The 21,097-nt window shown below is 64.7% G+C and carries 19 protein-coding genes; 4 read left to right on the top strand and 15 right to left on the bottom strand.

Annotated features, from left to right (window positions below; genetic code table 11):
* Positions 1-39: 39 nt before the first annotated feature.
* From ACTJK6_RS11450 to ACTJK6_RS11410, 9 genes are all read right to left on the bottom strand, one after another.
* Positions 40-1,686 carry a fatty acid--CoA ligase gene (locus ACTJK6_RS11450; RefSeq protein ID WP_440839072.1) on the bottom strand — a complete coding sequence of 549 codons (1,647 nt, stop codon included), beginning with the start codon at positions 1,684-1,686 and terminating at the stop codon, positions 40-42.
* Between the two features lie 48 nt (positions 1,687-1,734).
* Complete coding sequence (locus tag ACTJK6_RS11445; RefSeq protein ID WP_440839071.1) at positions 1,735-2,052, bottom strand: Rieske (2Fe-2S) protein; 318 nt, start codon at positions 2,050-2,052, stop codon at positions 1,735-1,737.
* Between the two features lie 5 nt (positions 2,053-2,057).
* The gene (locus ACTJK6_RS11440; RefSeq protein WP_440839070.1) at positions 2,058-2,777 is read right to left on the bottom strand and encodes a DsbA family oxidoreductase; all 720 of its coding nucleotides are present in this window, start codon (positions 2,775-2,777) and stop codon (positions 2,058-2,060) included.
* A complete protein-coding gene (locus ACTJK6_RS11435) occupies positions 2,764-3,339 on the bottom strand; it encodes an RBBP9/YdeN family alpha/beta hydrolase (protein WP_440839069.1) in 576 nt (191 codons plus the stop codon). The genes ACTJK6_RS11440 and ACTJK6_RS11435 overlap by 14 nt, the downstream gene beginning before the upstream one ends.
* 102 nt (positions 3,340-3,441) lie before the next feature.
* Entirely contained in the window at positions 3,442-4,575 is a 1,134-nt protein-coding gene (locus ACTJK6_RS11430) for a porin (protein ID WP_440839068.1), read from the bottom strand.
* A gap of 57 nt (positions 4,576-4,632) precedes the next feature.
* Positions 4,633-5,481: a TauD/TfdA dioxygenase family protein gene (locus ACTJK6_RS11425; protein ID WP_260801523.1), complete on the bottom strand. Its 849-nt coding sequence runs from the start codon at positions 5,479-5,481 to the stop codon at positions 4,633-4,635.
* A 10-nt stretch (positions 5,482-5,491) separates the two neighbouring features.
* Complete coding sequence (locus tag ACTJK6_RS11420; RefSeq protein WP_260801524.1) at positions 5,492-6,472, bottom strand: quinone oxidoreductase family protein; 981 nt, start codon at positions 6,470-6,472, stop codon at positions 5,492-5,494.
* 129 nt (positions 6,473-6,601) lie between these two features.
* Positions 6,602-7,942: an MFS transporter gene (locus ACTJK6_RS11415; protein WP_260801525.1), complete on the bottom strand. Its 1,341-nt coding sequence runs from the start codon at positions 7,940-7,942 to the stop codon at positions 6,602-6,604.
* Between the two features lie 71 nt (positions 7,943-8,013).
* Entirely contained in the window at positions 8,014-9,069 is a 1,056-nt protein-coding gene (locus ACTJK6_RS11410; protein ID WP_440817740.1) for a 3-keto-5-aminohexanoate cleavage protein, read from the bottom strand.
* Positions 9,070-9,213: 144 nt separating this feature from the next.
* On the opposite strand from ACTJK6_RS11410, the gene ACTJK6_RS11405 reads away from it, so the two are divergent.
* A complete protein-coding gene (locus tag ACTJK6_RS11405) occupies positions 9,214-10,278 on the top strand; it encodes an AraC family transcriptional regulator (protein WP_440839067.1) in 1,065 nt (354 codons plus the stop codon).
* Here the strand turns inward: ACTJK6_RS11405 and ACTJK6_RS11400 are convergent.
* Together ACTJK6_RS11400 and cls are read right to left on the bottom strand one after the other, a co-directional pair.
* Positions 10,233-11,495, bottom strand: coding sequence for an MFS transporter (locus ACTJK6_RS11400; RefSeq protein WP_440839066.1), 1,263 nt, complete (start codon positions 11,493-11,495; stop codon positions 10,233-10,235). The two genes, ACTJK6_RS11405 and ACTJK6_RS11400, sit on opposite strands and share 46 nt — an antisense overlap.
* Positions 11,496-11,581: 86 nt before the next feature.
* On the bottom strand, positions 11,582-13,015 hold the full coding sequence (gene cls / locus ACTJK6_RS11395) for a cardiolipin synthase (RefSeq protein WP_232039801.1): 1,434 nt from the start codon (positions 13,013-13,015) through the stop codon (positions 11,582-11,584).
* Positions 13,016-13,204: 189 nt separating this feature from the next.
* Here cls and ACTJK6_RS11390 point away from each other — a divergent pair, with 189 nt between their 5' ends.
* The gene (locus ACTJK6_RS11390; RefSeq protein WP_440839065.1) at positions 13,205-14,932 is read left to right on the top strand and encodes a phospholipase D-like domain-containing protein; all 1,728 of its coding nucleotides are present in this window, start codon (positions 13,205-13,207) and stop codon (positions 14,930-14,932) included.
* A gap of 76 nt (positions 14,933-15,008) precedes the next feature.
* On the opposite strand, the gene ACTJK6_RS11385 is transcribed toward ACTJK6_RS11390, so the two are convergent.
* On the bottom strand, positions 15,009-15,149 hold the full coding sequence (locus ACTJK6_RS11385; RefSeq protein WP_024978581.1) for an entericidin A/B family lipoprotein: 141 nt from the start codon (positions 15,147-15,149) through the stop codon (positions 15,009-15,011).
* 289 nt (positions 15,150-15,438) lie between these two features.
* Between ACTJK6_RS11385 and ACTJK6_RS11380 the strand changes: the two genes are divergently transcribed.
* Positions 15,439-17,007: a methyl-accepting chemotaxis protein gene (locus ACTJK6_RS11380; RefSeq protein WP_322018432.1), complete on the top strand. Its 1,569-nt coding sequence runs from the start codon at positions 15,439-15,441 to the stop codon at positions 17,005-17,007.
* A gap of 58 nt (positions 17,008-17,065) precedes the next feature.
* Here ACTJK6_RS11380 and ACTJK6_RS11375 read toward each other — a convergent pair whose 3' ends face one another.
* A complete protein-coding gene (locus tag ACTJK6_RS11375; protein ID WP_440839064.1) occupies positions 17,066-18,481 on the bottom strand; it encodes an EAL domain-containing protein in 1,416 nt (471 codons plus the stop codon).
* Positions 18,482-18,705: 224 nt separating this feature from the next.
* Positions 18,706-19,611, bottom strand: coding sequence for a flagellar brake protein (locus ACTJK6_RS11370; protein ID WP_260801531.1), 906 nt, complete (start codon positions 19,609-19,611; stop codon positions 18,706-18,708).
* A gap of 120 nt (positions 19,612-19,731) precedes the next feature.
* Here ACTJK6_RS11370 and ACTJK6_RS11365 point away from each other — a divergent pair, with 120 nt between their 5' ends.
* Positions 19,732-20,244, top strand: coding sequence for a GtrA family protein (locus ACTJK6_RS11365; RefSeq protein ID WP_433867898.1), 513 nt, complete (start codon positions 19,732-19,734; stop codon positions 20,242-20,244).
* 15 nt (positions 20,245-20,259) lie between these two features.
* Here ACTJK6_RS11365 and ACTJK6_RS11360 read toward each other — a convergent pair whose 3' ends face one another.
* Entirely contained in the window at positions 20,260-20,742 is a 483-nt protein-coding gene (locus tag ACTJK6_RS11360) for a hypothetical protein (protein WP_322018429.1), read from the bottom strand.
* Between the last annotated feature and the right edge of the window lie 355 nt (positions 20,743-21,097).

Here is a 21,097-nt window from a genome sequence, read left to right as displayed (position 1 = left end):
GGCAGCCGCCGTGCTGCCGGCGGGGAACGCGCGTGAGGCTTACGCCGTGCTCTCGCGCAAGGCCTTCTTGTTGATCTTGCCGACGCTCGTTTTGGGGATCTCTGCAACGAAGGCGATACGGTCCAGCTCTGGCACGGCGTATTTGCTGATGCGTTTGGCCTCGGCGTGTGCCAGCAGGCAATCGCGGATAGCCTCCGCCTTCAGGCGCGCCCCTGGCTTGCCAACGACAAACGCCATCGGGCGTTCTCCCCATTTGGCGTCGCGCACACCGATCACGGCGCTCTCCTGCACGCCCGGTACCTGGGCAATCAGGCTTTCCACTTCAATGGACGACACCCACTCGCCGCCGGTCTTGATGACGTCCTTGATGCGGTCGACGATCTGCACGAAACCATCGGGCGTCATGACGGCGATGTCCTGCGTGTGAAGGTAGCCGCCCGCCCACAGCTCTTCCGACGCTTCCGGCTTGTTGAAATAGGCCTGCGTGAGGTAGGGCGTGCGCAAAACGATCTCGCCCTGGTGCTTGCCGTCGTGCGGCACATCGCGCAATTGTTCGTCGACGATGCGCAGTTCGGCCAGCGGCACGGGGCGCCCTGTGGCACAGCGCATTCGAATCTCATCCCGCCGGTCTGCGGGCTTGCGGCCCGGCGGCAGTTGCGCGAGCGCCACCACGGGGCCGGTTTCGGACATGCCATAACCGGCGAACACGTCAATGCCGCGATCAAGCGCCGCCTCGCAGAGCGCCGGAGACAACGCCGAGCCGCCAATGAGGACCTTCCATCCCGACAGATCATGCATGCCGCCTTCCGATGCCTGCAGCAGCATCTGCAGCAAGGTCGGCACGCAATGCGAGAAGGTCACCCGCTCGGCGCCATGCAGCTTGAGGAGCAGGTCAGCTGCGTAGCGGCCCGGCAGCACGATCTTCAAGCCCAGCATGACGGCGATGTACGGCATGCCCCAGGCCAGCACATGGAACATCGGCGTGATCGGCATGTACACGTCTTCGCGGTGCAGGCGCTGGCCATCGCGCGGTGCGCACAGCGTCGTGGCAGTTGCCATGGTGTGCAGCACGATGTCGCGGTGGCTGTAGCTCACGCCTTTCGGGGCACCCGTCGTGCCGGTCGTATAGAACGTTGCGGCCCGCGTGCGTTCATCGAAGTCGGCAAATGCGAAGTCGGGCGAGGCATGGGCGAGCAGCGCTTCGTATTCGCCTGCCACCGGCAGCGGGGTGTGCGGCATGGGGGCGTTGTCGGCCAGCACGACAACGTGGCGCACGCTCGTCAGGCCGTCCCAGATCTCTTCCAGCAGTGGCACGAAGTCGGCTTGCACGAGCACGACTTCGGCCCGCGCATCGTTGAGCGTGTAGAGGATCTGCTGAGCTGACAGCCGCACGTTCACGGTGAACAGCGTCGCGCCCATCATCGGCACGCCGAAGTAACACTCGAGGTAGCGGTGGCTGTCCCAATCCAAGACGGCCACGGTCGAGCCGTACTGAACCGCCAGTGTGTTCAGTGCCGACGCAAGCCGGCCGATGCGTTCGCGAAACGTGCGATAGCTGTAGCGCAGCGCACCGCGATAGGTGATTTCCTGCTCGCCGTAGAGGCATTGCGCATTGGTCAGCAGGCGCTTGACGAGCAGCGGATAGGTGTACGCCGAAGGTGTCGGGGTGATGAGGTTCGCGTGCATGATCGGGAAGGCGTTGTTCGGTATGCAGGTTCGTACGGGCGTGGCGGTTCAGGCAGCGTCTTCCAGCTGGATGACGATGTGCCCGTCGGTCTCGTGAATGGCGTAGGTCTTCAGACACAGGCCACCGGCGCCGGGCATGCAGCCGGTGGCGAGATCGAAGCGCAGGCCGTGCGCCGGACACTGCAATACGTTGCCATCAAGGCGCCCCGAGGCCAGCGAAGCCCCGTTGTGCGGGCAACTGTTGTCGACGGCATGAAGCCGGCCTTCGATGTTGAGCAGGACGATGCTGCGACCGTTGACGAGGACGAGCTTGCGGTCTCCGGCGCCTAGTTCGCCGGACAAGGCCACGGTGACATTGGATGCCATGGTGTTCACTGCGCTTCCTCTTGCGATTGCAGTGGCGATTGCGACAGCGCGTTCTGCATGGCGCGCACGAGCGTGCTTGCCGGATGCGCACCCGAGAGCGCGACGTTCGAGTTGAAGATGAAATGCGGCACCCCGGAAACGGTCACGCCGCGACCGATTGGCTTGCAGACGCTGGGTGGGCCCGCATCGAGCGCCATCGCCCGGGCGATGGTGTGCTCGACCTCCAGGCGTTGCAGCACGTCTTCGTTACCGATGTCTGCGCCTTCCACAAAATAGGCGCTGAAGATGCGTTCGATAAGCTGGGCCGGCTGTCCGCCCGCGTCGACCCGGCGATATTTCCGAACTACACCGTGCGCGCGCTCGGTATTGGGCAGGACGTTGATGCGCGTGAAATCGAAGTCGATGCCGGCGGCTTGCCCGGCGCACTGCACCTCAGCGCGCCGCATCGAAACGGCAGTGGGGCTGCCGAGGCGGCCGAGGTAGAACGCCTGGTAGGGCAGCCCTTCGGCCGGGGTGTCCGGCAACAGCGGATACGGACGCCATCGCACCTTGGTCTTCACCTCCGGATGCAGCGTTGCGAACGTGCGCAGCGCGCTGGCCAGATGGCGCGTACCGATCCAGCACCACGGGCAGATGAAGTCGAAGAAGACATCGATCGTGAGCGTTGCGCGCCGACCGTTCGCGCCGGCCGGCATTTCCCGCACGGGTGGGTCAAACGAGTTCATGGATCAGCGCTTCCGCCATGGGCCAGGGGCCAAATCCCGCGGCGGGGTTCAAATGGCCGACACCTCCCAGATCGACCAGGCGGCTGCCCCAGTCGACGGCCATGGCGGTTACGCGCTCGAACGACGCCAGCGGATCGTTCCGGCTGGCCGCGACGATGCTCGGAAACGGCAACGGGCGCCGCGGGCAGGGCAGCCAGCCATTTTTCTGCAGCACGTCCTGCGTGGGGTAGCCCGACGGCAACTGCGTCTCGAGATCGGCCGGGGTGGCCAGCAGTGCGCCGTGGATCTTGCGCGCGTGCCGTTTCGCCCAGTGCACGGTGATCATCACGCCCGCGCTATGCGCCACCAGGATCACCGGCCCGTCGATGGCGGTGATGGCTTTGTCCAATGCTGCCACCCGTGCCGCGCAGCTCAGCCGGTCGACTTCCAGCGGTGGGACTGACGCAGCCTTGTGGCCTGCGGCCTGGAGTTTGGCTTCGAGCAACGTCTGCCAGTGTTCGGCCACGTGGTCGCGCAGGCCGGGCACCATGAGGATGGTGGGAGAAGTGTTGGACAACGTCATGATGAAATGCCATGAAGAAAAAACGAGGAGGTCACCCTCCTCGAATGCCGACCGGGGAGACGGCGGAGCCCGCCTCCCGAGGTGCTTTTGGGTACCGGCCGCTCAGAACTTGTGGCGGATGCCGACAGCCGCGCCGAGCATGCTGGTCTTTCCGGCACCCAGGCCGTAGCCGGTGGCGTTGAGGTCTACCGTGGCCTGGTCGAGCGCCAGGCCCGCGTTGCGCGCATAGGCCGTGGTCAGGTACAGGTCGGTGCGCTTGGAAAGCGTGTAGTCGGCAATGAACGCGAGCTGCCACGGGTTGGCCTGCGTGGACGGCGCGCTGTTGATGGTCTTGATCTTCTGGTACGAGTATTCGAGCGAGAGCATCACGGCGTTCGTCGCCTGATAGTTCACGCCGGCCCAGAAGTAATCGTCGCGCAGCGCCACGCTGCCGTTGGCGTTCTTGTTCTGGCCCCAGCGGTAGCCGCCCATGATCTTGAGCACGTCGCCAAAGAGGTAGCTGCCCGCCAGCGCTGCCTTGCGCACCGTGCCGGAGCTGAATGCGCCGCCACCGAGCGGGGTGCTCGGGTTGTACTGGTCATATGCAAACGTGGCGCCCAGCGGCCCGCCCGAGTAAGCCAACCCCGCGCCATAGCCGCTGTCGCGCCGTGCCTGGCCCGGCACTTCGCCGTTGCCGCCGCCCGTTGGGTTGGCGCTCGGCGCGCCGGTGCCGAACGACCAATGGGCCTGCGCAGTCACTGGGCCGAAGTTGCCGGTGTACATGGCCGTGTTGTCGGAGCGAAAATTCACGCCGGTCTGTACGGCCGCCGGTTCGTACTGCGTGGAATACGCCATCGGCTCGAAGTTGGCCAGCAACTGGAACAGCGTCGTGTACTGGCGGCCGAAGGTGAACTGCCCGATCGTGCTGCTCTTGAGCCCAACGTAGGCCTGACGCCCGAACAGCCGACCGCCTTGTTGCGATTGGCCCGTGTCGCTGGCAAAGCCGCTTTCGAGCACGAACAGCGCGCTCAGTCCGCCGCCAAGATCCTCCACGCCGCGCAGGCCCCAGCGCGAGCCTGATAGCCCACCGCTTTGCATGGACACGCGATTGCCCGAGCTGCCCGGCGTGGCGCCCGCCAGGTTGGTCGCGTATTCGATATTGGTATCCACCACGCCGTACAGCGTGACGCCGGATTGCGCGCAGGCCGCGCCGGCGCAGGCCAGCAGTGCCGCAGGGGCGATGTGCTTCGTCTTCATGTTGCAGGGTCTCCTCTTGGTGTTGTCGCCGACGGGTCCGATGTGTCCCGACGGTCGTTAGAACGGCTTGCCGCCGATGATGCCGGCGCGTTCCATCTTGCGATGGCACGGCGCGTAATCCATGACCGCGTAGTGCTGCGTGGCGGTGTTGTCCCAGATCGCCACGCTGTTCGGCTTCCAGCGCCAGCGCACCTGGTATTCAGGAATGTAGGCCTGGCTGATGAGGTAGCGCAGCAGTTCAGACGCGCCGCCGGTAGCGTCCTGCCCAAAACGCACGCGCGCGGGTGTGTGGTAGTTCGTGAAGTGCGTCGTGAAGCCGTTCACGTACAGCACCTTTTCGTCGGTCTCGGGGTGTGTGCGCACCACGGGATGTTCCGGATCGGGGTACTGCGCCTTGAGTGCGAGACGCTTTTCGATCGGCATGACCGCGCCAAAGCTGGCTTCGATGCTGTGGCGGGCACGCAGGCCGGCAATGTCGCGCTTGACGTCGTCGGGCAGCTTCTCGTACGCCAGCACCATGTTGGCCCACATGGTGTCGCCGCCAACGGGCGGGCATTCCACGCAGCGCAGCACGGCACCAAACTGTGGTGCCTCGCGCCACGTGGTGTCGGCGTGCCAGCAGTTTTCGTAGCGGTCGTTCGGGTGTTCGGGCGTCTTGTAGATGCGCACGAGGCCCGGGTGCTCCGGGTCGCTGCCGGCGACGGGGTGGTCTTCCAGCTCGCCGAAGCGGCTGGCGAATGCGACGTGCTGCGCGCGGCTCAAGTCCTGATCGCGCAGGAAGATCACGCGGTGCTTGAGCAGCGCTGTGCGGATTTCGCCAAACAGGCCTTCGTCTTCGATCGCGTCAGCCAGTTGCACGCCGGTCAGCTCGGCACCCAGGGCGTTGGTCAGTTGTTCGATACGCACGACGGTCCCCTCAGATGACGAAGACGGACGAGCCCGTCGTCTTGCGCGATTCCAGATCGCGGTGTGCCTGCACGGCGTCTTCCAATGCGTAGCGCTGATGGATCTCGATCCTGATGCGGCCAGCCGCCACGTGGTCAAACAGCTCGCCGGCAAGTTCGGCTTTCTCGGCTGGTTCAGCGATGTAATCGGCCAGGGCCGGACGCGTGAGGTAAAGCGATCCCTTCATCGCCAGCAGCTGCGGGTTGAACGGCGGGATCGGCCCCGACGCCGTGCCGACGCACACCATCAGGCCGCGTCGCTTGAGCGAATCGAGCGAGGCATCGAAGGTGGCCTTGCCCACGCTGTCGAACACCACGTTCACGCCCACGCCATCGGTGAGTTCGCGCACGCGCTTTGCAACGTCTTCGTGCGCGTAGTTGATGACGTGGTCGCAACCATGTGCGCGGGCGATGTCCGCCTTGGCTTCGCTCGATACCGTGCCAATCACGGTCAGCCCAAGCAACTTGGCCCACTGCGAGACGATGAGCCCCACACCGCCGGCGGCCGCATGCAGCAGGATCGTGTTGCCCTTCGCAAACGGGTAGATGCGGCGCAGCAGGTAGGCCGACGTCAGGCCCCGCATGGTCATGGCGGCGGCGGTTTCGCAGGCAATGGCGGCGGGCAGCTTGATCAGCGGTGCGGCCGGGATCAGTCGCTCGGTGCTGTATGCGCCCAGCGTGTTGATGAAGCCGGTGTAGGTCACGCGGTCGCCCACGGCGACGTTGCTCACGCCATCACCCACGGCTTCAACGATGCCTGCCGCTTCAACGCCCATGCCGGCGGGGCGGGGTACGGGGTAGAGCCCCGAGCGGAAGTACGTATCGGCAAAGTTCAGGCCGACGGCCTCGTGGCGCAGACGGACCTGCCCCGGGCCGGGCTTGCCGACTTCGACGGTCTCGCAGCGCAAGACCTCGGGGCCGCCGGTTTCATGAAAGCGGACTGCGGTTGCCATGGGTATCTCCTTGGTTCTTTTCGGATGTTCGGGGTGCGCGCCGCCCGCGCGCCTCGCTTAGGAGACGCGGTCAAAGCGGAGAGGGGATGGGTGCCTTGAGGGCGGCGCGCGGTTAGCGGAGCAAGGCCGTCATGCGGAAGCCACGGCAGTGGGTGCGGAGGCGGGTGCTGCGTCGATCGGCACGTTGGCCACGCGCTTGAGTTCCGCTTCGTAGCTGCGTGCCGCCAGCAGGAAGCAGCCCGCTGCCACCACACCGAAGATCGGCATCACGGCCAGGGCGGTTTGCAGGCCCCATGCATCGGACATGGCGCCGCCCACAAACGGCCCGATGGCCAGGCCGAACAGGTTCTGGAACAGTGACAGCACCGCGGCGCCCGTTGAGCGCACGCCGGGGTGCACCACGTCGAACACCACGCTGGAAGCCGGCGCGACCGTGCACGTCATCAAGAAGCCGCCAAAGGCGATCATGAGGAACTGCTGGTTGGCCGGCATGGTGGTACCGAACGCCGTCATGAACACGAGCAGCGTGACCACGGCCAGCACCGCCACGGCAATCAGCCGGTTGCGCTGGCGGCGTGCTGCAACCACATCGGCCACCACACCCCACACGAAGGCGCCCAGCGCGCCGCACAGCACCACCAGCGCGGCTTGCATGGCGGCACGGTCCGGCGGCGTGCCGTGATAGCGATTCAGGTAGCTCGGCAGCCACGACCAGATGGTCGACACGACGATCAGCTGGAAGGCAGCGCCCAGGCAAGTCCACCACAGGGTGCGCGAGCTGGTGAGCGCGCCTGCCACGCGCTGCAGGAGCGTGCCAGCGGGCTGCCGCGCTTGCGTGCTACCCGGTGCCATCGCCACCGTTTTGTAGTCCGGCACGAACACATAGAGCAGTGCCAGCAGCAGGCCTGGGACACCCACCACGCCAAACGCCGCCTGCCAGCCCCAGCGCGCTGCGATCACGCCACCGAGCAACACGCCCAACACCGACCCGACGGATGCCGCGGCAAAGAAGGCGCCCATCAACGTGGCGCGCAGGCGCTTGGGAAACAGGCTGGCAATGAGCGCCGCGCCCACCGAGCCGTAGCCGGTTTCACCCACGCCCACGATGGCGCGCGCGGTGAAGAGCTGTCCGTAATTGCGCGTGAACATGCAGGAGATCGTTGCCAGGCTCCATACCGTGGCCATCACGACGATGCTCTTGACGCGGCTGAAGCGGTCGGCCAGCAGCGCTACCGGCAAGCCGCCCACCGCCACCACGATCGAGATGACCGAGACGAGCGCGCCAAGTTGCTTGTCGGACAGCGCCCAGGCTGTCTTCAGATGCGGGAACAGCGACACGATGACTTGCCGGTCGATGTAATCGAACAGCATCAGTGCAAAGGTCATCGCAAATGCAAACCACGCCTGGGGGCGGCTGACGAGGTAACCGTCTTCGTGGTCTGCGCGCAGGTCGGCGGCATGCAGATTCATGGTTGTCTCCGAGTGGCGGCGCTTGCGTTGAGCGCCGCCTGTGTTGGCCCGGTGATACTGCGGCTTCTAGTTTAGGCCGCGCGCAGCGGCAGGTTTTTCACGTTCGGGGCACGGTTGGGGGACATGCCGTTCTTCGCCAGCGTTTCTTCCACGCTGTCATATTGCACACCGATGCGGTAGATGGCGCGGGCTTCCTTGCCGCTGGCAATCTCGCGGCCCAGTTCATGCGCCACGCGCACGCACTGCTTGATCTGCTGTACGGATGTCATGCGGTTGCCGTGCTGATCGATGATCGTGTCTTCAATGCCGCAGCGCGGGTGCAGGCCCATTGCCATGGCCATCATGTTGAAGGGCAGCACGTTCTTGAGCAGCGACTCGGCCGTCAGCGTGCAGCCATCCGGCGCGCGGTGGATGAAGTTGAAGAAGTTGAACGGGTTGGGGCCGTCGAAGCCGCCGCCAATGCCGATCCACGTCAGGTTGAGCGGGCCCTTGTAGACGCCTTTGCGCACCACCCGTTCGAGCGTTTCCAGCGCGTGAATGCCAGTCAGCTGAAAGTGCGGTTGCACGCCGGCGGCCTGCAGACGGCGCAGGTGCTCCTCCAGCCAGGCGGGGCCGGCGGGCACGGTCATTTCCGCATAGGCCGCGGCCAGCGCCGGGTTGGCCAGCGACGTGCCTTCCAGATACGCCGGATACAGCAGCTCCATGATGTTCATCTGCGTGGTGTTGACCGCCACCGTCACCTGGTCGGGCGACGGCGTCAGGTCGGCCAGCATGTGGCGGGTGTCGTCCGACAGCCACTTGGCGGCTTGCCCTTCGTCTTCCGGCGCAAACGAAATTGAGCCGCCCACCTGGATGATCATGTCGGGCACCGCCGCGCGCACGCCGGCAATCAGCTCGTTGAATTTCGACAGCCGCTTGGAGCCCTTGCCGTCCAGCTCGCGCACATGCAGGTGCAGGACCGTGGCGCCAGCGTTGTAGCAATCGACGGCCTTCTGCACCTGTTCTTCCATCGTCACCGGAATGTCTTCAGGAAAGTCTTCCGGCATCCATTCCGGGCCGTACGGCGCAACGGTAATGACGACCTTGTCCTGGTTTTCCGGGTGCAGCGAATCATCGAGGAATTGCATGTTGGGGGGCTCCTGTAGGGGATGTCTCGGCTGGACTTCACTATAGGGAAGCGGTAGCTTTGAATTTCTCAATTGGCGCCAAGTTTTTCTCTTTAGGCGCCATTCCGTGTAAACACCAAGACGGTTCAAAGCCCACAGAAACCTATGGAAACGATGGTGCGTGCCCGGTCGCTCAACGGTTACTTCCAGGTCGTGCGGCGGCTCGCTTTCAACCCGCAGGAGGCACTGCGTCAGGTGGGGCTGGATCCGGCCAGACTGACCGATCCCGAGCAGCTCGTCTCGGTCGTGGCGACATGCCAGTTGATGGAGATCACCGCCGTCAACGCCCCGTGCCCGACGCTCGGGCTGCTGATGGCCGAGGCGCGTCAGGAACTGGATTTCGGTGTGCTCGGGTTGTTGCTGGCGCACAAGCGAACGCTGCGCGAAGCGCTGCAGGCCATCATCCAGTACCGCCACCTGCTGAACGAGGCGCTGGCGATCTACCTGGAATCCGACGGCGACATGGTGGTCATTCGCGAAGAGGTCATCACCGAGACGCCCGTGCCGCTGCGGCAGGCCAACGAGCTGGCCGTTGGCGTGCTCGCCCGGACGTGCAGTGCGCTGCTGGGCGTGCACTGGAAGCCGCGCAGCATTCACTTCTCGCATACCGCCCCCGGTGACCTCAGCTTGCACAGGCGCGTGTTCGGCTGCCCGATTGTGTTCGGCAGCGACTTCAACGGCATCGTCTGTTCGGCTGCCGATCTGGACAGGCCCAATCCCGCTGCGGATCCGGCGCTCGTACGCTATGCGGAAAGCCTTGCGGAGCCGCTCAATGTATCGGCGCAGGAGGCGGTGGTGCAGGATGTGCGCCGTGCGATCTACCTGCTGCTGCCGCTGGAGCGTGCGTCTGTCGAGCAGGTGGCGGACCACCTCCACCTGAGCGTGCGGACCTTGCAACGGCAGCTAGAACTGGCCGGCATGACGTTCTCTGACCTGGTGGAAGAGGTGCGGCACAACCTTGCCGTCCGCTACATGGCCAACCCCAGCTATCGGATCGGGCGGGTGGCTGCGCTGCTCGGCTATACGCGGCAGGCGTCGTTCACGCGCTGGTTCATCGCCCACTTTGGCATGACGCCGCGTGCGTGGCGCGATGCCCAGCGCGGTGACCGGACTGGCGATGCGGCTCAGGCAGGTTCGAGCCCGGCCGACGTATCGTCCGCACGCGGCTGACGCGCCAGGCGCACCGCCGGCGATTGCAGAATGCACAGCAACTGCAGTGCAAAGCCCGCCACCGCCATCAGCAGGCACGCCCCCGCACCAGCGTGTGCGGCAACCCACGCGGCCATTGCCGCGCCCACCGGCCGAGCGCCATACGACATCACATTCACTGCGGATACACGCGCCAGCAGCGCGGGCGGCGTCACCGTTTGCCGAAGCGTGGTGGTGCTCACCACCCAAAGAATCGGCCCGCAACCCAGCAGGAAGAAGCCGGCCTGTGCCAGCGCCGGCCACGGCTGCCAGAGGGTGGCCGCAAGCAGCACACCGCCCGCCAGTCCGCACACGGGGCCAGTCGCCACCACATGACCGAAGCGCCAACGCGCGAGAATGCGCGCGGCGAGCAGCGCGCCGACCACCATGCCCGCGCCGTACATGCCGAGCGTCAGCCCGATCGCCTGCGCAGAGAGGTTCAAGCGATGCGCCGCATACGGAACGAAGATGGCAAACACCATGAAGAACGCCATGGTGAAGAGGCATTGCGTGATGAACACCGGCCGCAGCAGCGGGTGATGAAACACGAAGCGGGCGCCTTCGGCGATGTCCCGCAGCGGGTGCGCCGCGCGCCGTGCCACGGGCTCCGGAGCCGTCACACCTGCCAGCAGTGCCGCAGCCATGGCGGACAACGCCGCCGCCAGCGCGAATGCTGTCATCGAGCCGGTCCAGCCGATCAACGCGCCGCCGATGGCCGGCCCGCACGCAAATGCAATCGTACGCGCCAGCTCGATGCGGCCGTTTGCGCGCGCAAGCATCGCTGCCGGCACGAGCGAGGGCACCAGCGCTGGCGCCGCCACGCTGAACACCACCGTGCCGCACACGGCAATAAAGCCCAGCACCCCCAGCGTAGCCAGGTTCAGCCGCCCTGCCACCAGCAGGCCCGCCACAACAAACAACGCCAGCGCGCGCACCGCCTCTGCGCCGGCCATCAATGCGCGTTTGGGCCAACGGTCCGCCAGCATGCCCACCGGAATGGCAAACAGCACGAACGGCAGCGTGAGGGCCACTTGCAGCCAACTCGCTGTGCTGGCGTCGGCATGCAGGGTAAGCACCGCAACCATTGGCATGGCGGCCAGCGCAATCTGTTCGGCCGACTGCGCGGCCAGGTTGGAGCCCGCCAGCCGGTTGAAGCCCGGCGGCAGGCGGTCGACAGCAGAGTCATGGGGATCGGACATCGCACACTCCTGAAAATGTTCACTTCAGGGTAGGGATGGCGATGCGTGGAAGCGCTCCGCTTCTTGCGGGCGAATTCGCGGCGTGACTACAGGATGGGAGCGAACAGCTTGGCCACGTGCATGATCACGCGGCGCAGCGGGTGTGCACGTTCGTATTCGTCGCGGCCAACGCGGGCGGCTTCGGCAAAGTCGACTTCGAGCATCTGTGCGACGTCATTGGCGAAGCGCGGGTCGGCGGTCATGATCATCAACTCGAAGTTCAGGCGGAACGAGCGGTTGTCGAGGTTGGCACTGCCCACGGCGGCAGCTTCGTCGTCGATCAGCACGACCTTCTGGTGCAGGAAGCCGGGCAGGTAGCGGTAGATTTTCACGCCTGCGCGAATCGCCTGATATGCGTACAGCGTGGAGGCCAGGAACACCATGTGATGGTCCGGCCGCGAAGGGATCAGGATGCGCACATCAACCCCGCGCAGCACGGCCAGGCGTAGCGCGGCAAACACGGCTTCGTCTGGTATGAAGTACGGCGACGTAATCCACAGCCGCTTGCGCGCCGACTGAATGGCTTCCATGAAGAACAGCGAGCAGGTTTCCTGCTTGTCCGCCGGGCCGCTTGCGACCACCTGGCAGACCATGTCTTCTTCGGGCCGCAGTTCGGGCACGATCAGTTGCGGCACTTCGCGGGCAGCCCAGTACCAGTCTTCGGCAAAGGTGAGCTGCAAGTCCATCACCGCGGCACCGACAATCTCGATATGCGTGTCGCGCCACGGTGCAAGCGGCGGCTTTTCCCCCATGTATTCGTTGCCGACGTTGTGGCCGCCAACGTAAGCGCGCTCGCCATCCACCACCACGAGCTTGCGGTGGTTGCGGAAGTTGAGCTGGAAACGGTTGACGAACCCGGCGTGCGTGGAGAACGGCTTGGCCAGCACGCCGCCTTCAATGAGGCGCTGCACATAGCGGCGGGGCAGCGCGTGGCAGCCGATGCTATCGAAGAGAAAGTACACCCGCACCCCGGCACGTGCGCGCTCGAGCAGCAGTTCGGCCAGGCGGCGGCCGAGCGTGTCGTCATGCACGATGAAGAACTGTACGATCAGCACGCGCCGCGCCTGTGCAATCGCCGCAAAGATGGCATCGAAGGTTTCCGCGCCGTTGATGAGCAGACGCACGCGGTTGCGCGCCAGGCACGGCGTGCCGGTCAGGCGAGGCAAGGCCTGCATGCAGGTGTGCTGCGGGGCGACCACGCTGGATTCATGGTCGCGCAGGCGGCGCCAGTCGTCGGAGAGGGTAATTTCGCGCAGGCGGGCGTTGTGAAAGCGTCGCGCATCCACATAGCCGGCAAAGGTGCTTCGCCCGAAGATCAGATAGGGGATCAGCGTGAATTCGGGCAGCGTGACGAGCGAAATGGCCCACGCGATGGCACCCTGTGACGTGCGCACGGTCAGCACGGCATGCATGGCCGCGAGCACGCCCACGCAGTGCACAAAAAAGAGGAAAGTGGCAAATGCCGTGGTGTTGGTCAGCATTGAAGGCAGCAGGGGGGGGAACAGCACACCGTTGGGCATTTTGACACGCCCGGGGTGGCGTCGGACAAACACGGATACTGCCCCGGCTGATATCTCGCGTAGTCTGACCGTGGCGTCGGTTCAGGCACGCCGCATGCTTGTGTGAAGTCAACGTCCTCTCGACCTGCCGTACCCAACACGACATCGAACATGCAAGGGCACCCGAGGAACCTCCCGATCGCGTATCTGCGCGCCTGGTTTGCGTGTCTGGCCATCGCGCTGGTGACGGGCTGCGCAAGCCTGCCCGACCACGTCGATCGCCCCGTGACAACGGCGCTGCCCAATGCCGAATCGGCCACCTCGCTCGGGCGCCTGGCGCAGTCGAATGCGCCCTCGGCGGATGTGTCCGGCTTTCGGCTGATCCCGTCGGGCGAAGAGGCCTATGCCACGTTGCTCACGCTGGCCGACCGGGCCGAGCGTACGCTGGACTTGCAGTACTTCATCATTGCCAGCGACAACAGCGTGCGCGAACTGATGCGCCATGTGCGGGCCGCTGCCGACCGCGGTGTGCGCGTGCGCATGCTCGTCGACGATCTGCACAGCGATGGGCGCGATCTCGCTTTTCTGAAATTCTCGTCACACAAGAATATCGACGTACGCCTGTTCAACCCGTTTCCAGGCGGGCGGATGTCGAACGTCACACGGTACTTGAGCGGCGCGGCTGAGTTCCGCCGCGTCAATCGGCGCATGCACAACAAGGCTTTCATTGCTGACAACGCGCTGGCTGTAACGGGCGGGCGCAATCTTGGCGCTGAATATTTCACGCAGAACCAGACCACCAACTTCGTCGATCTGGACGTGCTGGCCGCAGGGCCGGCGGTGCGTCAGCTGTCGTCGGCGTTCGATGCGTACTGGAACAGCGAATTCTCCTATCCGGTGCAGGCACTGGCGCCCGAGCCTAGCAAGGCGCATCCGCCCGAGCCGAAGGAGGGCAACTATCCGCCGCCGGTGACGATGCCGCATCGCCCGGAAGGGCCGCCGCAGCATATCGATGTGCCGACCCGGCCGATCGACATGGGCTCCGGTTCCGCCACGCCGGCATCCGATCAGACGATCTCGCAGCTCGAGCAACGCCGCAACCAGACCGATCTCGCCAGCCCGGCGCCGGAGCAGCCCTTGCCGCTCAAGCCCGCTCCGCGCGATTGGTTCCTGGCCGATCAGATCGCCCGTGGCCGCCTGCGCCTGGAGTGGGCCCCCGCGCAAGTGATCGTCGATCGTCCGGCCAAGGTATCGGGTGACGAGGTGGAACCTGGCGGCGAGCGTCTTGCCCAGACTTTGCTGCGTTTGATTGACGAGGCCAAGCGCGAGGTGGTGCTGATTTCGCCGTACTTCGTGCCGGGCAAGCGCGGCGTCGAGGTGGCCAAGCGCCTGCAGGATCGGGGCGTGCGGTTGCGTGTGCTGACCAACTCGCTGGCAGCGACCGACGCGCCCATCGTGCATGTGGGCTACGCGAAATATCGCGGGGCGCTGATCGACGACGGTGTCGAACTGTACGAACTGCGCCCGACGCTGGGCGATCGCCCGAAGATGATCGGCACGTTCCGGTCGTCGCAGGCGAGCCTGCATGTGAAATCGATCGTGGTGGACCGCACCACGCTGTTTGTCGGCTCGATGAACATCGACCCACGCTCCATCGGCCTGAATACCGAAACGGGGTTGATCATCCGCAGCCCGGTGCTGTCGGATGCGGTCGCCAAGCTGTTTGACGAGTCGGTGCGCGACAGCGCCTACCGGGTGACCAACGACGACGGCCATCTGCGCTGGACCACCCACGAGAACGGCAAGGAGGTCGTTGTCGATCACGAACCGGAAGTGGGCCTGGGCCGCCGGACGTGGATCCAGATGTTGGCGCCGTTTACCCCGGAAGAGCTGCTGTAGCGGCTCCAAAAGAAAAACGCCGCGAACTTGCGGCGTTTCTTAACTCAAGCCAGGGGCTCCCCCGGCTGTCCCTTCATTACATCTTCTGCTTGGTGTTGTCAGCAGCGTTTTCCAGCTTCTGGCCGCCCGTCTGAATATCCTTGCCCATGCCGGCCATTGTGTTGCAGCCTGCCAGGACGACGCAGCCCAGGGCCAGCAGCGCGATCAGTTTCTTCATCTCGATCCCCTAGTGAGCCGTGCGGTATCCCGCACGATGTTTGCGTAATTGCCACCCCAACGGTGGCGCAACCCGCATTTTAGTGCCACCTCGCGCACGCGGGGTGCGTCGGCCGCATCTTTTTTACTCCTTGCATATCACTTGCGGCGCATTCCGGACATTCGTGGTGATGCCCTCTATTTCTGGCGTCGCCTGCCGTTAGCACCTTTGGGAGTGAACAGGGTGCCTGAAGAGGGGCGCCGGAAGAGGATCTCGGCGCCGCACGGCCCAACCATGCAGGGGAAAACATATGTGGAAGTGGATGGATACGAGCATTCGCACGCGGCTGACGTTCCTGGTCGCGGTATTTGCAGTCATGATCGCCGTGGTGGGTTTTGCCGGTATCACGACTGGCCGGGCCACCAATGAAGATTTGCGCGCCGTGTATCTGGAAGATGCCAAGGGCCTGGACCTGCTGGCAAAAGACACTATCAACCTGCTGTGGGCGCGCATCCACCTGACCAATTTCGATGCGGTCTCGTCGCCTGAAGAGCTCAAGAAGCTGCTGTCCGATGCGCACACGATGGTCAACACAGCCAACGATGCCTGGGCGCAGTTCATGAAGCTGCCGATTGCCGATGCGGATCGCGCCCAACTGCAAGCCGCCGACGCGGCACGCACCAAGTTCGTCAAGACGGCGCTGGAGCCGGCCATTGCCGCCCTTGAGCGCAGTGACCTCACCACGTACCGTGAGCTGAACACGAACCTGGTGCCGAAGCTCTTTGTCGACTACGACTCGGCGCTCGGCCCCCTGGTCGGGGCGCGCTTCAAGTACGGCCAGCAACGCTTTGATCATTCCCAATCGCGCTATGCGATGAGCATCTGGATTTCGGGTGGTTTGCTGGCCGCCGCGCTGGTGCTGTCGGTGGTGGCGCGCGGCGTGCTTGGCCGCACGGTGGTGCAGCCGCTGGAGCGCGCCATTCAGGTGTTCGAGCGCATGGCATCGGGCGACCTCGCCACGCGTATGGAAGGCCAGACCGCCGCCGGCCGCCGCGACGAAACTGCACGCCTGATGCACGCCGTATCGTCCATGCAAACGAGCCTGCAGCAGATCATCGGGCAGGTGCGCACGGGCTCGGATTCGATCGCCAGCGCCACCAAGCAGATCGCCGCGGGCAATGCCGACCTGTCGCAGCGTACAGAGCAACAGGCTTCGTCGCTGGAAGAAACGGCGTCGAGCATGGAAGAGTTGACGAGCATCGTGAAGCAGAACGCCGACAACGCGCGTCAGGCAAGCACGCTGGCCGTCAATGCGTCAGATATTGCGGTCAAGGGCGGGGAAGTCGTAGGCCGCGTGGTGGACACGATGGCCGGCATCAACGAAAGCAGCCGAAAAATTGCCGACATCATCGGCGTGATCGAGGGCATTGCGTTCCAGACCAACATCCTCGCGTTGAATGCCGCGGTGGAAGCCGCACGCGCGGGCGAGCAGGGCCGAGGCTTTGCTGTTGTTGCCGGTGAAGTGCGCAGCCTTGCACAGCGCAGCGCCACGGCTGCCAAGGAGATCAAAGAGCTGATTGGCGATTCGGTGGGCCGCGTGCAAAACGGGTCGACTCTGGTGGCTGAAGCCGGCACGGTGATCGACGAGGTGGTGGTGGCCGTGCGCCGCGTGACCGACATCATGGGCGAGATCAGCGCTGCGTCGGAAGAGCAGAGCAGCGGCATCGAACAGGTCAACCAGGCCGTCACACAGATGGATCAGGTGACGCAGCAGAATGCAGCGCTGGTCGAACAGGCTGCGGCTGCGGCGGAATCGCTGGAAGAGCAGGCTGAAGCGCTGCGCAGCGCGGTGGCGGTCTTCCGCGTCGAGCACGTTTAAACCGCTCAGACACACTCAATAGCGCCCTTCCGCTTTGCAGGCGGGAGGGCGTTTTCTTTTACGGCATCAGATCGCGTGCGCGCTCGGCGATCACGTCTTGGGTGTCGTCGATCCAGCGGGCAGGGAAGGGCTGCGAGAGCAGGTAGCCCTGGATGACGTCGCACCGGCAGGCACGCAAGGCATGGAGCTGCGCGGCGGTTTCCACGCGCGTGGCGGTGACGGGCACGCCCGCGCCATGCGCGGCAGTCACCAGGCGTTGCAACACCGCGTGATCGCTCGCGTTGGTCACTGCGTTGACGATGGCCTGATCGAGCTTGACCTGATCGGGGCGGAACGTTGCCAGGCAATCAAGGCTGTGCGCGGTGGCACCAAAATCTTCCACAGCCACGCGTGCACCGCAGGCGTGCAGGGCTTCCACGGCCTTTTGCGCGGAGCCGTTGGCACGGTGCAGCGTGTGTTCCGATATTTCGAAGACCAGGCGTGTGGTCGGCACCGCGTGGCGTGCGGCAATCTCGCGCACGACGTCGCTCAATTGCGGATCGAGCAGCTGCGCAAGCGACAAATTGACGGCTGCATGCACGCCCGGCTGGTGCCGGCTGTTGCGTCCCGCGCGCTGGGATTCCTCACGCAGCAGCCCGGCCAGCATCTGGGCGGCGTTGTCGAGCACCCAGTGGCCCACCTCGCGAATGTCGCCCGTCTGCTCCAGGATCGGCAGAAAATCGGCAGGCGCCACGACGCCCAGTTCCGGTGAAATCCAGCGCAGCAAAAATTCGTAGCCAACGATCCGGCCGTCGGTCAGGCTCAGTTGCGGCTGCAGGTTCAGGCTGAACTGGCGGCGCGCTAGCGCATGGCGCAGCCGCGCGGCCAGGCGTGGATGCTCGGCTGCGGCGTCGTATCCGTCAATGGCGGCGGTGTGGCCGCCTGAGATCGGAGGCATGGCCGCCGGTGCATACAGCGCCGGGCTTTGTTCGGCACCGTGCTGAACCCCGTAGAGCGCCCGGTCGGCCTGTTCAATCAGCCGCGCTGCATCGGAAGGCATGGTCTCGAAAAGCGTCATGCCGATGCTGCACGAGCAGACGAGTTCGTAACCATGCGTGATGAAAGGTCGCGTGAGTGCCGCGGAAATCCGCCGCGCGAGGTCGTGCACGTCTTGTGCCGAGACGAAATCTGCGCAGGCAACGGCAAAGGTCTCAGGGCCGACGCGCCCGACGATGGGTGCGATGCCATCCGCCGGCGGCACGCTCAACGCTTCAAGCCGCGATGCACATTCGACGATGACCTCTCGCGCGGCCAGGGGCCCGAGCGTGTTGGTCGCCTCGGCAAAATGGTCGAAGCCGATCAGCAACAGTGCGCCAACTGCGTCCTGGCGCGTGGATTGCGGCATGGCAGCCAGTAGCCGGACGAATTGTTCGCGGTCCGGCAATCCGGAGATCGGATCCAGACTCGATGGCGCGGCAGACCTTGCGCGGCTCATAAATGGGGATCGTCCTGCAAATGCCTTTAAAACGGAAATACGTGCACTCGGCGCACTTTCAATTGTATAGCTTTGTCACAAAAACGCGTACGGCATCATAAGCTGAAAACCGGCCGTGGTGGCCGCTTCCGGGCATGTTTTCGGGTCGGTCCGGTAGGCAGTTTTAACGTTTAACAGCAATGAATTCTGAACAAAGAAAATTGAATATCAGGTCTGTCTGCACGTTACACCATACGCTGGCCGCCCCAAAGCAACTGTTCATAGATAAAGCACTGCAGCAGCATCTTTTGAGCAGCGACCAACTCGATGAATTCCACGCCGTATTGATAAACGTTGGGCAGGTCGGCCGGCTTCTCACTGCGCACCAGGGCCGCGGCCACCAGCTCGGAGTGGTAGTCGCGCGTCTTCACGCGAAAGCGCAGACGCGCCGGCGCGCCGCTCACTTCCAGCCGATGCGCGGAGCGGAATGACGCGCCCGTGGTGCTGATGTCGGAAATATGGATCATGCGCGGCGGGTCGCCGCTCACCAGCATCTTGCCGACCACGTTGGCACGCACGCGCAGCGATTTGCGCAACGTGCGGTTCTTGATCCGCCGCGGCGGTGACAACACGACGTATTCGAACGGGATGCGGCACACCCCCATCACCGTGCATTCGAAACTGGCAATGCCCTCGCCCGAGAAGGCGTGGACTTCCACCAGCTCGTCCTTGACCGGCATGACCGTGCGGCCGTTGTCGGTGGGCATGGTGATGAGCAGATGGCGTTGCGGGCTGTAACCCATCACGCGCGCGGCACCCTTGGTCTGGCCGGCGCCCGCGGTCAGGCGCACGGTCAGCATGCCGCCGGGGCGCAGGCCCAGCAGCTCCATGGCGATCGTGCGTTCGCCGTCAGGGTCGTCGCCCATGTCGGGGAACATCGTGTTCGGGAACTGCGTATTTGCAAACGCGGGCGCAGGCGCGGGCGTTCCGTCGGCCAGGCGATGCGGGCGGTGCAGCGTGCACAGCAGGTCGATCTCCTCCGGGGAGTGGATGACGTCGCCCTTCGGGACGAGCAACTGCCCGTCGGCGTCAAGCATCGGCCACGGCAGGGGGATCGCAAGCGGAATGTCGAGAGGTTGAAGTTCGAGCATGGCAATAGGGGAGCCAACAGCCGCGCAAGGCCCCACCGGTTTTATACGGCCAAATGTTGCATAACTTTAAGCGCACTTATTGTGCGGGGTGCGTGGCACGCTAGTTGCGGCCCCGCAGCCATGATCGAGCACAATATCGGTTCCAAAGCGGATGGGGTGAGCACGCGCATGGCGTCTCGGCAGCATTTCTGGGCGGCGGTGGAGCAGTTTGCGCGCTATGTCGTGATCGGCGGGGGCGCGACGCTGGCGCACTATGTGGTGCTCTTCGGGCTGGTGCAGGTGGGGGTGTCGCCGTGGCGCGCGTCGGTGGTGGGCAGCGTGATCGGCGCCACGCTCAACTACTTCATCAGCCGGCAGGCTGTCTTCAACAGCACACGCGGGCACGTCGGCGCGATGGTGCGGTTCGGCTTGGTGGCCTTTCTGGCGCTGGGTTGTAACGCGACCATCATGGCCATCGGCCTGGGGATTGGCCTGTATTACCTGATCGCGCAGGTGTTCGCCTCGGCCATCACGGCCATCTTCAACTTCCTGGTGCACCGTTACTGGACGTTTCGTGACGCCGATGCGGTCGGTGCGCCAACTGAGCCGCAGCCGGCCATCGTGCCAGAGCGGCCCACGCACAACGGGCCCTGAGCGGTTCGGCCGGCGTTAATGCCGGCTTGCCACGCTGTGCAGGCCAGCCGTGGTTTCCGTAACAAACGTCACTTCGCCGATGCCGTCGGCAGGCGGGGTGGGGGCATCGTCACGCAAGCGCTCCACCACGAGGTGTACATCGATGACATCGGCCACTCCGGATGCCTCCAGCGACACAAGTGCGGCCAGCTGCGCAATCGCAAACGTATCCGCGAGCAGCGGCGTATCGTCGTGGAGATCGCCGGCAACGCGTGCGGGTGAGGAGTTGCCCGCCGCGCGCGTACGCTGCTGTGCCGTCTCACGTGCGCGATAGGCAAAGTAGGCGTCGGCAAAGTGCACGCGGTGCGCGTCGAATACGCGCACGGCGGCGGTAAGGGCATCGTCCACCCAGGCTGGATCGACTGACGCCGTGCCGGGCTCCGTCCCTTCGGGTAGGCCCGCGAGCTTGAGCGCATATCGATGCGTCTGGGTGCCGGGGGCGACAAAACTCAATTCCATACAACCTCCCACAACCGCGTGCGCTTGTGCCGCGGCTCGCCATGTTTGAATTCGCCCCCCCGAGCGATATTGAAGAATAGTAACGGAGCCGGCCGTTTGCGCGTTTCGTCCTTCCGGATGAGGTCGAGCGGCCTTGTCTTCACCTTAAGACATTCACAATGTGGAGATTGGGTGCCACCTGCGTGGCAAACGGTTGCGTGGCGGCAGCGTCTACGCGACCTAACCGAACGGCTAACTGCTTCGCCCAGGGGGGCCGTGTACAGTGATCAGATGTCTGGCGACGCCGGGCAACTGTCGACAATCGACGTCGACAAACGCAGACGGGAATGACGCGGGGCGCGTTTCCTTCGCGTCA

It is taken from the genome of Ralstonia sp. 22086 (assembly GCF_052045975.1).
Taxonomy (GTDB): domain Bacteria; phylum Pseudomonadota; class Gammaproteobacteria; order Burkholderiales; family Burkholderiaceae; genus Ralstonia; species Ralstonia wenshanensis.
This window is presented reverse-complemented; position numbering and strand designations above follow the sequence as displayed.

Coding starts and splice junctions, on each gene's coding strand:
- ACTJK6_RS11450 (WP_440839072.1), bottom strand. CDS start 1,686: ATGCACGCGAACCTCATCACCCCGACACCTTCGGCGTACACCTATCCG.
- ACTJK6_RS11445 (WP_440839071.1), bottom strand. CDS start 2,052: ATGGCATCCAATGTCACCGTGGCCTTGTCCGGCGAACTAGGCGCCGGA.
- ACTJK6_RS11440 (WP_440839070.1), bottom strand. CDS start 2,777: ATGAACTCGTTTGACCCACCCGTGCGGGAAATGCCGGCCGGCGCGAAC.
- ACTJK6_RS11435 (WP_440839069.1), bottom strand. CDS start 3,339: ATGACGTTGTCCAACACTTCTCCCACCATCCTCATGGTGCCCGGCCTG.
- ACTJK6_RS11430 (WP_440839068.1), bottom strand. CDS start 4,575: ATGAAGACGAAGCACATCGCCCCTGCGGCACTGCTGGCCTGCGCCGGC.
- ACTJK6_RS11420 (WP_260801524.1), bottom strand. CDS start 6,472: ATGGCAACCGCAGTCCGCTTTCATGAAACCGGCGGCCCCGAGGTCTTG.
- ACTJK6_RS11415 (WP_260801525.1), bottom strand. CDS start 7,942: ATGAATCTGCATGCCGCCGACCTGCGCGCAGACCACGAAGACGGTTAC.
- ACTJK6_RS11410 (WP_440817740.1), bottom strand. CDS start 9,069: ATGCAATTCCTCGATGATTCGCTGCACCCGGAAAACCAGGACAAGGTC.
- ACTJK6_RS11405 (WP_440839067.1), top strand. CDS start 9,214: ATGGAAACGATGGTGCGTGCCCGGTCGCTCAACGGTTACTTCCAGGTC.
- ACTJK6_RS11400 (WP_440839066.1), bottom strand. CDS start 11,495: ATGTCCGATCCCCATGACTCTGCTGTCGACCGCCTGCCGCCGGGCTTC.
- cls (WP_232039801.1), bottom strand. CDS start 13,015: ATGCTGACCAACACCACGGCATTTGCCACTTTCCTCTTTTTTGTGCAC.
- ACTJK6_RS11390 (WP_440839065.1), top strand. CDS start 13,205: ATGCAAGGGCACCCGAGGAACCTCCCGATCGCGTATCTGCGCGCCTGG.
- ACTJK6_RS11385 (WP_024978581.1), bottom strand. CDS start 15,149: ATGAAGAAACTGATCGCGCTGCTGGCCCTGGGCTGCGTCGTCCTGGCA.
- ACTJK6_RS11380 (WP_322018432.1), top strand. CDS start 15,439: ATGTGGAAGTGGATGGATACGAGCATTCGCACGCGGCTGACGTTCCTG.
- ACTJK6_RS11375 (WP_440839064.1), bottom strand. CDS start 18,481: ATGAGCCGCGCAAGGTCTGCCGCGCCATCGAGTCTGGATCCGATCTCC.
- ACTJK6_RS11370 (WP_260801531.1), bottom strand. CDS start 19,611: ATGCTCGAACTTCAACCTCTCGACATTCCGCTTGCGATCCCCCTGCCG.
- ACTJK6_RS11365 (WP_433867898.1), top strand. CDS start 19,732: ATGATCGAGCACAATATCGGTTCCAAAGCGGATGGGGTGAGCACGCGC.
- ACTJK6_RS11360 (WP_322018429.1), bottom strand. CDS start 20,742: ATGGAATTGAGTTTTGTCGCCCCCGGCACCCAGACGCATCGATATGCG.